We start from the raw sequence: 9,774 nt of genomic DNA on the forward strand, positions 1-9,774 counted from the left end.
TATTCGAGGGCTCTGATTGGCAAACAGGTGCCTATTTTGAAAAGCGCGGCTATGACAGCGACAAATGGAATGCTTTACGTGAGGCAGTGGCGAAAGAGGGAATGCGAAATGGCTATGTTATGGCAGTAGCCCCTAACTCATCGACATCGATTCTAGCAGGAAGTACGGCGTCAATTGATCCGATTTTCCAAAAGAGCTACTCAGAAGAGAAGAAGGATTACAAAATTCCTGTGACGGTACCAGATTTATCACCCGTAACGACTTGGTACTATAAATCAGCTTATTTCATCGATCAAAATTGGACAATCAAACAAAATGCAGCCCGTGCTCGCCACATTGACCAAGGCATTTCACTAAATTTATATGTTCAAAATACGATTAAAGCAAAGGATTTACTGGCACTGCATATGAATGCTTGGGCAAGTGGTGTGAAAACGACCTATTATGTACGCTCCACATCAGTAGAATTATTAGAATGTGAGTCTTGTGCAAGCTAGGAGGAAAAAACAATGACAACGATTACGAAACGACAAATTATGGATAAGGAAGCACCTAACCGTTCTACAGGTATCGTTAATGGGCGCTCCTCCAATATTTTAAACTGGGATGATGTCCGCTTTAGCTGGGCGTACCCTAAATATAAAAAAATGCTAGGAAACTTCTGGACACCATTTGAAATTAATATGAGCAATGATGTTAAGCATTTCCCTGAGCTGACGAAAGATGAACAAGAATCATTTTTAAAAATTATCGGTTTATTAGCGCTATTAGATAGTGTGCAAACTGATTTTGCAGGTAAGGTAGCCGATTATTTAACGGATTCTAGTTTAAATGCGTTAATGATTATCTTAGCGCAGCAAGAGGTTATTCATAATCATTCCTATTCGTATGTGCTTTCCAGTATCGTCAACAAGGATGAGCAGGATCGTACCTTTGATTTTTGGCGTACAGAGCCTGTTCTAGAACGACGCAATGATTTTGTTATAAAAGGCTACCAGGCTTTCTCAGAGGAGCCGACTGTCGAAAATATGCTTGAGGCCATTATTTATGATGTCATTTTAGAGGGTTTATTCTTCTATTCGGGCTTTGCCTTCTTCTATCATTTAGCACGCAATCAAAAAATGGTCGCTACGTCTACAATGATCAATTATATTAATCGTGACGAGCAGCTCCATGTCGATTTATTTGTGAAAATTTATCAAGAATTATTAGAGGAATATCCAGAATACGATACACCTGAACGTCAGGCTCGTGTTCAGGAAATCTTCCGCGAAGCCGTTCAACTAGAAATCGATTGGGCCAATGAAGTCATCGGCGATAAAATTGAAGGCCTTGATGTTGAGGACGTCCATGATTATGTCCACTTCTATGCCAATGTTCGCTGTAATCAGCTTGGCGTAGACCGTCCATTCGAGGGCTACCGCAAAAATCCATTAAAATGGATTAAAGCCTATGAAGATGTAGACCTTGGCAAAACCGACTTCTTCGAGCAACGCTCCCGCCAATATGTCAAAGTCAACGTCGAAGATAACGGCTTTGATGATTTGTAATCATCGTGTCACACCACCCCCATGCCCACTTGCATGGGGGTGTTTTACTTGGGTGGAATCGTTACGAGGTTGAGAAGTGTTCGCTCGATATTGGTTGATTGGCTCGGTGGAAGGGGAGCCTTCTCTTTGAAGGAAGCAGCTTACATGATAGGTGGGGACTCCGCTCGAAAGTGTGAAGCAACCGCTCAAAGGAACGGTGAATCCGCTCGAAAGAGAGAGGAAACCGCTCAAAGGAAGGGTAACCCCGCTCAAAATGTGAAGCAACCGCTCAAAAAAGGGTTGTCCCCGCTCGAAAATGAGAGAAAGCCGCTCAAAGGAAGGATGAACCCGCTCGAAAGTGTGAAGCAACCGCTCATAAAAGGGTTGTCCCCGCTCCAAAGTAGGGTAACCCCGCTCAAAAATTTGAAGCAGCCGCTCAAAGAAAGGATGACTCCGCTCAAAGCGAGAGAACCCCGCTCATCAAAGGCTTGACTCCGCCCGAAAGTGAATGGCCCCAGCTCAAAAGTCAGAACCCACTCATCCATTTCGACGAGGCCAGAATATTACGTGACTCGAAAAATTATTGCCAAATGGGAATGATTTTCAGTTATAATGAGGAACGAATGGGATTTAAAAAGAACGGAGACGAAGGTATGCAGGCAGTTAAACAGTTAGGGCAGTATTTGGGGCCCTATAAATTTTTCACGTTGATTGCACCTCTTTTGATGGTGTTGGAGGTGACGATGGATTTAATTCAGCCGACCATTATGCAGCATATGATTGATACGGGGATTGTCCAAGGCGATCATCAGTATGTATTGAATATGTTTGTGTTAATGCTCGGCAGTGCAGTACTTGGGCTTGTTGGTGGGGTTGGTTGCTCCTACTATAGCTCGAAGGCGGCGATTCATTTTGCGTCGGATGTTCGGCAGGCTCTGTATGAGAAGATGATGACGTATTCGGCTAAGGAGCGAGATGCGTTTACGACAGGGAAGCTTATCACCATTTTAACGAGTGATGTGGAAAGTATGCAGCGGGCGTTTATGATGACGCTGCGTATTTTTGTGCGAGGGCCGCTGTTGTTTATTGGGGCAGTCATTATTGTGTTTGTAACAGCGCGGGAGCTTTTTTCCATCCTCCTTATTATTGTGCCATTGCTGATTATCGCCATGTATTTTTTCACAAAGTATTCGGGCGTGCTATATCGTCGTGTGCAGGAGGCTATTGATGCGGTCAATACAAAGCTGCAGGAAAATTTGGCTGGTATCCGGGTGGTCAAAGCCTTTCGCCGTGAGACGCAACAGGTGGCGCAGTTTGGTGATTTAAATCATACGCTAACGAAACGATTTATTACCGCTGAGCAAATTGTTGGGGTATTGGTGCCCTTTACGATGTTCGTTGTCAATCTGGGGATTGTTGCAGCGCTTTGGCTTGGCGCAATCAAGGTAGAAGCAGGTACTGTACAAGTTGGGGTTATTCTCGCTTTTATTAACTATTTAACGATTATTTTAAATGGGCTGATGTCCTCAAGTATGGTACTCATGCAAATTGCGCGAGCATTGCCATCTGGAGAACGGATTGTCGATGTGTTAAACAAAGACATTGCTGTTAAGGAAGCACAACAGCCGCTGACAGACCCCATTAAAGGAGCGATTGACTTTGATCATGTAAGCTATCGTTACTATGAGACAGCAGAGGATGTCCTTAAAAACATTTCGTTTTCTGTTAAGCCGGGGCAAACGGTAGGAATTATTGGGAAAACAGGTAGTGGTAAATCAACACTGGTAAAGCTGTTGCCTCGCTTGTTTGATCCAACAGCTGGGGAAATTCGCTTAGATGGTAAACCACTAAAAGCCTACTCCTTATCAACGCTACGAGAGCATATTGGCTTTACCTCACAAAAAGCCCTGCTGTTTTCAGGTGCGATTGAGAAAAATATACGACTCGGCAAGGACGATGCGACTGCGGAGGAGATTCAACAGGCCTTAGAGGCGGCGTGTGCCAGTGAGTTTGTGGAGCGTCTTGATCAAGGCTTAGCCCATGAATTGTCACAGGGGGCTACGAATTTATCAGGGGGGCAAAAGCAGCGCCTTGCTTTAAGTCGTGCGTTCATTCGCAAGCCTGCCATTTTAGTGCTTGATGATACAACCTCTGCGCTCGATAGTGCTTCAGAGCAACATGTTCAGCAGGCAATTGCCACACAGTATCAAGATACAACGACGATCATTGTGGCTTCGAAAATTGCCTCTATTCAGCAAGCAGATGTCATTTTGGTTCTAGAGGATGGCGGCATTGTTGGGCAAGGAACCCATCAGCAACTACTACAATCAAATACACATTATCAAGCAATTTACGCGTCACAGCAAAAGGCTGGTGAACAAGGATGAGTCAAAGTCAACCAAAGCAAATGAATTTTGGACGTGGTCCACGCATGGGAGCGCCAGCTGAGAAAGCAAAAAATCAAAAAGCAACACTAGCACGAGTATGGCACTATGTGAAACAGCAAAAATTAGGGCTGTTTTTATCCATCTTCTTTGTCATGGCTTCTACATTTTTAAGTCTTGCAGGACCTTACATGATTGGCCATATTATTGATGACTATATTATAAAAAAGGATATTGATGGAACGATTCGTCTTGGCATCGTGTTGGCTGTCATATTTACGGTTGCGTCTATTCTGACATGGCTACAAACGTATGTCATGATTCAAGTGGCCATGAAAACCATTCGGACATTACGTCTGGACCTATTTCAAAAGCTTCAAACGCTGACATTACGATTTTTTGATCAACGTGCGCTTGGCGACTTAATGAGCCGTGTCACAAATGATATTGATAATTTAAACACGGCACTGGCTCAAAGTGTCACACAAATCGTATCATCCATCTTAACGGTGATTGGTGTGAGTATCGCTATGTTCACATTAAGCTGGCAATTAGCGATCGTGACATTAATTATTATTCCGCTAATTGTTTTCACGACCAAGCAGATTATTAAACGCAGTAGTAAAAACTATGCAGCACGTCAGCGAGATCTTGGTAAGCTCAACGGCTATATCGAGGAAATGATTACAGGAGCAGAGGTGCTCACGCTTTTTGGTAAGGAGCAGCAAACAATTGACACCTTCCATCAGCAAAATGAAAACCTACGAAACTCAGCCCAGCGAGCAGAAATTACCTCGGGCTTACTTGGACCTATTAATAACTTTATGAATAATTTAGGCTTAGCTGTCGTCATTGGAACAGGAGCCTTCTTAGCTGTAAAAGGTGTTGTGACGGTTGGCATCATTGCAGCGTTTGTTACTTATACAAGGCAATTTTTCCGTCCGCTGAATCAGTTATCCAATCTATTAAATACTTTTCAATCTGCCATTGCTGGAGCAGAGCGTGTCTTTGAGATTATGGATGAACCATCAGAAGTAAGTGATGTACCAAATGCTATCGAGGCGTCGTCGTTAAAAGGAGATGTTGTTTTCAAGCAAGTGTCATTTAGCTACGTGCCAGATAAGCCTGTTCTAAAAAACATTCACTTCCATGCGAAGGCAGGGGAGACGATCGCGCTTGTTGGTCCAACAGGCTCTGGAAAAACAACGATTATCAACTTACTGACGCGTTTTTATGACGTGGATCAAGGTGAAATTCTGATTGATGGGCACAATATCGAGCACTATCAAATGGCGGGCATTCGTCAAAGAGTCGGTGTCGTCTTACAGGACACATATTTGTTCTCCGGCACCATCCGAGAAAACATTCGCTTTGGGAAGCTCGATGCGACAGATGAAGAAGTCGTCGAAGCGGCGAAAATCGCCAATGCCCATCATTTTATTAAATATTTACCAGCACAGTACGATACTCCAGTCCAGGCAGGCGGTGCTAATTTAAGTCAGGGACAACGACAGTTAATTGCGATCGCTCGGGCTATTTTAGAAAATGCTGATATTTTAATTTTGGATGAAGCGACATCGAGTGTGGATACACAAACGGAGGTCGATATTCAAAAGGGCTTACAGCATTTAATGCGGGGCCGCACAAGCTTTGTTATAGCGCACCGTTTAAAAACAATCGAGAATGCGGATCAAATACTCGTAATTCAGCAGGGTGAAATTGTCGAGCAAGGCAGTCACCATGAGCTCATGCAACAACAGGGGATTTATCGTCATCTACAGCAAAAGCTATTGTTAGAGCAGGTAGAATAGGGAATAATAGAGATATTCTTTCTGAAAGCGAGGGATTAGGATGTACGAATTAAAGACGAAAGAAACGGATGCAAGTGTCATTGAATTTATCGAGAGTGTAGACCACCCGAAAAAGCGGGAGGATGCCTTTCGACTATTAGATATTTTTACAGAGGTCACAGGCTACGATGCTAAAATGTGGGGACCGAGTATTATCGGGTTTGGTCATTATCACTACAAATATCAAACAGGCCATGAAGGCGATGCACCACTTGTTGGATACTCTCCTCGCAAAGCAAAAATTAGTCTATATTTTGCTCCAGGTGATTCTGAGCGAGAGCAGCTATTGCAGCAATTTGGTAAGCATACAACGGGAAAAGCCTGTGTTTATATTAATAAACTTGCTGACGTGGATGAAGCTATCTTAAAAGCACTCATACAACAATCCATCGCTTTTTTACGAAAAACCTATCCAGAAGCCTAGCACAAAGAAAGCTGCCTATCACTATGTAGGCAGCTTTTATGTATCAATATGTGTAACGATACTAAATTGAGTACGTCTAAAAGGATAGAGAGTAGAAAGCGGGTGAAATTCATTTGCGTAAACTAAGTTCTATGATCCTTTTGTTATTCTTATCCTTAAGTTTATGGGGTTGTGCAGGGAAAAATAATGAACCTAATATAGTAGATGAAGCATCATCAAATGATAGGGAAAGGGTTGCAGATATAGAAGGAATTATAATCGACAAAACAGAGAAGTCTATTACAGTTGTTTGGAATGTTGCGGAAAAAGACCTTGCATTAAGTAAACGCGAAATTTTAGAATTGGCCATGCCAAATGCTTTTATTGTGTCTTATTCAGATACGAGTGATTTTACCATTGGTGATCGAGTAGCCATTTGGACTACTGGTACTTATCTTGAGTCATACCCAGCGCAGGGTACTGCAACTACGATCCAATTAATCGAAAAGTAAGAATAACAGCTCAATCATTTGGTGAAGAAGTGCCAAAGGGTTGAGTTTTTTTACGGATTTCCCGCAAAAATTAATTAGAAATTTATTTTTAACGTGTATCCTTGCAAGTATCAACGGAAAGGAGAAGCGTATGAAAAAGAAAGTAAAGAAATGGTTTGTTTACTTTGGGGCATTGCTCGTGCTTGGCATCGCGATCGTATGCATTTACCACTATACTTTAGTACAGAAGGAATCTGCCATATTACAACCTAACGGCACACTAGTGAACGTCGATGGGCAAAACATCCATGTTTATCAGGAGGGTTCAGGCGAGGATACGTATGTCTTTATGGCTGGATCAGGCATTGCAGCACCTGTTTATGAATTCAAAGGGCTTTATCGCAAGTTTTCACAGCACAATCAAATTGCTGTTGTGGATCGTGCAGGGTATGGCTATAGCGATATAGCCCATGATGAAAGAGACATTGATACGATTCTAGCGCAAACAAGAGAAGCCCTCCTGCAAAGTGGTCTTCAGCCTCCTTATACACTCGTCCCTCATTCGATCTCTGGGCTTGAAGCTATTTACTGGGCACAAAAATATCCAGAGGAAGTAAAGGGCATCATCGCACTTGATATTAGCTTACCTAGTCAATATATCAAGCATCAAATGGGGACTGTCGATAGATGGATGATAAAGGGCATGCACCTAGCCACTAAAATTGGCTTCCATCGACTTATGCCCTCACAGGTGTATAATCCACAAGTGCTGAACATGTCTTTTTTAACTGCCGAGGAAAAGAAAATATATCAGGCATTGTCCTTTAAGCAATTTTTTAATGAAGCTATGAAAAATGAGCTGTTACAGGTCTATGAAAATAGTTTACAATCAGAACAGCTTCCAAAGCCGAAAAATACGCCGGTATTACTAATTGATGCCATTGCGGAAGAAAAGAAAGATTCAATATATACGAAGCAAAATAGGCAGGATTATACTGATTTTGCGAAGCAATTCACTCATGCAGAGGTAAAAGAGGTAAGTGGTACACATAGCATTTATCTTTATCAGCCTGATGAAATCTATCAACTAACGATGGAATTTATGACAACGAATGCTAACAGGAAAGGTCGATAAGATGCAAGGATTTAGGATTTTAATTGTGGAAGACGATGCGATGATTGGTGATTTACTACAAAAAATAGTGCAGCGTGAGGGCTATGAAGCTGTCTGGAAAACAGATGGCAAAGATGTAATGGCGCTGATTCAGCAAGTAGATTTAGTCATTATGGATATTATGCTGCCAGGAGAGGATGGCTATCAAATAAGCAAAACTATTAAACGATTAGGCTTAAACATTCCTATCATTTTTCTCTCGGCACGGAATGATATTGAAAGTAAGCTAGAGGGCTTAACGGTTGGAGAGGATTATATGACAAAGCCGTTTGACCCAAGAGAGCTTTTGCTAAGGATGAAAAAAATGCTGACTCAGCATTATGGTACATTTACACATATTCAGCATTTATTTATTGATGGGGAACGGCGGAAAGTGTTTTATCAGAGTCTCCATGAGGAGATCGCCTTGACAGCAATTGAGCGCAAAATTTTCTTTTATTTATTTGATCACCGCGATAGAGTATTAACAAAGGACCATTTTTTCGACTATTTGTGGCCACTAGATGAACGCAATCATAATCTTCTCAATGTCCATATTAAAAAAATACGAACAAAGCTACACGATCCAGCAGGTACTATCTTACAAAATATTTATGGGGAAGGGTATCGGCTGAATACCTACATCAAAAAATGACCTTAAAAAACAAATACCGTACTTTATTATTTTTAGCAATTGTAAGTGTACCGTTGGTGATACTAGGTATTAGTGTGACAATGTCTATTCTTTACGATAAAGCTTTTAAAATGAAAAATGATGGGACTCCCTTTCATGAGTCATTTGCCTATCCGCTTATGCTATTTGCGTTTGTCATTTCTTTTGCCTTATTAGCTTTGTTGTTTTCAACATCGATTCATTCCTTACTGAAAAAAATCACCATGCTCAACAACACAATCCGGGAGTTGGCAAGTAATGAGCGCATTCCAGAAACGCTAGCTGTCACAAGTGAAGATGAGATCGGCCAGCTGATTCAATCAGTTAATCTCCTAATTGAGCGTACAACATACCGAGAATTAGAGCTAGCACAACAGCAGGAGCTGCAAAAAGAGCTACTACAAAAATTACGACATGACATCCATACACCACTAACAGCTATTCGTTTGCAATTGTTTTATCTAGAAGATCAATTGCAGGAGCAGCCTAAATTGGTGGAATCGTTAACTGAACAAATTCACTATATAACAAATTTAACGAATGAATTTCAGCTTCAGTCCTTTGACACAAGCGAAAATGCCTTTGTTATGCAGGAAGAAGTACAGCTTGCACAGCTATTAACAACGATGATAAAGAAATGGCGTTATTTATATCGCATGCAAAATATTGCCCTTCATTTTCATCCTGAAGATGCGCATGTAATCTGGATAAGCAATGAATTATGGCTCCAGCGTTTATTTGATAATGTTTTTCAAAATACGTTAAAGCATGCACAAGCATCCAAGCTAGAGGTAATTATAAAAGATGGGCAAGTCATCATGTCTGATGATGGCATCGGCTTTACGCCTAACGATGCGCATGACGGACTTGGACTGAAAATCATTCAAGATATTGCCAAGACGTTACATATTGAAGCATTCTTACAATCAAACAAGGATGGTACTACCTTCCGCTTCACACACGAATAAAAAACAACGGCAGCCTTTGCCGTTGTTTTTCCATTTAAGCTGATTTACGTTGTTGCAATAAAAAGAGGGCGAGGCCTAGTAAAATGACTAGAATACCAACACCTTGTTGCACCGAAATCATCTCATCTAATATGAAATAGGCTAGTATACATGTGCCAATCGTTTCTCCTAAAATACTCATGGAGATGACCGTAGTACTTAACCATTTTAATAGCCAATTAAAAATAGTTTGGCCGAAAATCGTGGCAATGACGGCTAATCCTACAAGGGCCCACCATGTCGAAGCTGAATAATCGAAAAACGATTCCTTCATAAAGAGTGCA

10 protein-coding genes and 1 pseudogene are annotated in these 9,774 nt (G+C 41.6%); 10 read left to right on the top strand and 1 reads right to left on the bottom strand.

Going from position 1 to position 9,774, the window contains the following annotated elements:
* From RT445_RS19060 to RT445_RS19105, 10 genes and pseudogenes are all read left to right on the top strand, one after another.
* Positions 1–497 (top strand): annotated as a pseudogene (locus RT445_RS19060) (ribonucleoside-diphosphate reductase subunit alpha); the annotation flags it as partial.
* Between the two features lie 12 nt (positions 498–509).
* The gene (locus RT445_RS19065) at positions 510–1,550 is read left to right on the top strand and encodes a ribonucleotide-diphosphate reductase subunit beta (RefSeq protein ID WP_274796822.1); all 1,041 of its coding nucleotides are present in this window, start codon (positions 510–512) and stop codon (positions 1,548–1,550) included.
* Positions 1,551–1,598: 48 nt separating this feature from the next.
* Positions 1,599–2,021: a hypothetical protein gene (locus tag RT445_RS19070; RefSeq protein ID WP_313471310.1), complete on the top strand. Its 423-nt coding sequence runs from the start codon at positions 1,599–1,601 to the stop codon at positions 2,019–2,021.
* Positions 2,022–2,182: 161 nt separating this feature from the next.
* Complete coding sequence (locus RT445_RS19075) at positions 2,183–3,916, top strand: ABC transporter ATP-binding protein (RefSeq protein ID WP_312506355.1); 1,734 nt, start codon at positions 2,183–2,185, stop codon at positions 3,914–3,916.
* Positions 3,913–5,724, top strand: coding sequence for an ABC transporter ATP-binding protein (locus tag RT445_RS19080; RefSeq protein ID WP_312506239.1), 1,812 nt, complete (start codon positions 3,913–3,915; stop codon positions 5,722–5,724). Before RT445_RS19075 ends, RT445_RS19080 begins: the two co-directional genes overlap by 4 nt.
* Before the next feature lie 40 nt (positions 5,725–5,764).
* Positions 5,765–6,187: a DUF1801 domain-containing protein gene (locus RT445_RS19085; protein WP_274796826.1), complete on the top strand. Its 423-nt coding sequence runs from the start codon at positions 5,765–5,767 to the stop codon at positions 6,185–6,187.
* A 113-nt stretch (positions 6,188–6,300) separates the two neighbouring features.
* Positions 6,301–6,678: a DUF3221 domain-containing protein gene (locus RT445_RS19090; RefSeq protein WP_274796827.1), complete on the top strand. Its 378-nt coding sequence runs from the start codon at positions 6,301–6,303 to the stop codon at positions 6,676–6,678.
* 130 nt (positions 6,679–6,808) lie between these two features.
* Positions 6,809–7,792: an alpha/beta hydrolase gene (locus RT445_RS19095; protein WP_274796828.1), complete on the top strand. Its 984-nt coding sequence runs from the start codon at positions 6,809–6,811 to the stop codon at positions 7,790–7,792.
* Position 7,793: 1 nt separating this feature from the next.
* A complete protein-coding gene (locus tag RT445_RS19100) occupies positions 7,794–8,465 on the top strand; it encodes a response regulator transcription factor (protein ID WP_274796829.1) in 672 nt (223 codons plus the stop codon).
* Complete coding sequence (locus tag RT445_RS19105; protein WP_312506233.1) at positions 8,462–9,451, top strand: sensor histidine kinase; 990 nt, start codon at positions 8,462–8,464, stop codon at positions 9,449–9,451. The genes RT445_RS19100 and RT445_RS19105 overlap by 4 nt, the downstream gene beginning before the upstream one ends.
* Positions 9,452–9,485: 34 nt before the next feature.
* On the opposite strand, the gene RT445_RS19110 is transcribed toward RT445_RS19105, so the two are convergent.
* Positions 9,486–9,774, bottom strand: a 289-nt coding sequence (locus tag RT445_RS19110; RefSeq protein WP_313471312.1) for an EamA family transporter, incomplete at its 5' end; no start/stop codon positions are given.

It is taken from the genome of Lysinibacillus sp. (assembly GCF_032093475.1).
Classification (GTDB): domain Bacteria; phylum Bacillota; class Bacilli; order Bacillales_A; family Planococcaceae; genus Lysinibacillus; species Lysinibacillus irui.